Source organism: Kineococcus gurbantunggutensis, from assembly GCF_050871925.1.
Taxonomy (GTDB): domain Bacteria; phylum Actinomycetota; class Actinomycetes; order Actinomycetales; family Kineococcaceae; genus Kineococcus.
Map to the genome: position 1 here is coordinate 1 of NZ_JBJLSG010000338.1, position 980 is coordinate 980.

The 980-nt window shown below is 77.0% G+C and carries 1 protein-coding gene; it reads right to left on the reverse strand.

Features of this window, described 5'->3' with window-relative positions; translation table 11 throughout:
• Window positions 1-980 (reverse strand): GAF domain-containing protein (locus ACRYR7_RS25560; RefSeq protein WP_432575200.1); only part of this gene is annotated, 980 nt, incomplete at both ends.

Sequence of the window (980 nt, forward strand, 5' to 3'; positions counted from 1 at the left end):
CGCGTCCCACCAGTCGCCGCCGAGCTGGCCGCCCTCGGCGGGGTGGTAGCGCGCCAGCAGCTCCACCCCCGGCACCGCCGGCGCCTCGTCGAGCACGACGGCGCGCTGCAGGGACTCGGCGATGGCGATCTGCCCGCGCGAGCGGCCCAGCATCACGCCGGTGAGCTGGCTGCGCAGCCGGTCGGCGGTCGCGCCGTGCCAGGGCCGCCACGGCTCGCTGCGCCCGCGCACGACCTCGCGCCACTTCTCGAAGCTGGTGCGCGGGCTGATGCGCACCCCGGGCCCCTCGCCGGCGGCGATCTCGGCGTTGTGCGGGTCCCCGCCCCAGTCCACGACCCGCGGCTGCTCCGGGCGCACCCACAGCACCCACCCGTCCCCGCCGATGCCCACCCGCAGCGCGCCGGCGGCCCGGTCGGTGACGCGGGCCAGGTCCGGGCTGAGCGCGGTGAGGTGGTCGGTGAACGTGGCGGCGCCGTCGGCGCGGGCCAGCAGGGTGGCGGTGCGCTGCAGCTGCGCCCACGGGGGCACCTGCCCGCACGTCAGCAGCCGCTCGCCGGTCCACACCGCGGCGCCGCCGGCGTCGAGCAGGTCCAGCAGGCGGCCGTCCTCGACGAGGCTGGCGAGGGGTTCGCGGCCGCTGGCGGAGACGGCGGCGACGATGTCGGACAGCAGCTCCTGCGCGGCCAGCGCCCGGTCGCGCTCGTGCGAGCGCACCCGCTCGTCGATGAGCTGCGAGGCGGTCTGCCCCAGGAACTCCGCCGCCGAGCGCGCGTCGTGGCTGGGCCGGTGCGGCCCGGAGTAGTGGTGGCACGCCACCAGGCCCCACAACCGCCCGTCCACGACGAGGGAGACGGACATGGAGGCGGTCACGCCCATGTTCTTCAGGTACTCGACGTGGATGGGCGAGACGCTGCGCAGCACCGAGTGCGACAGGTCCAGCGGTGCGCCGGTGCCGGGGTCGAGCAGGGGTTCCAGGCGCG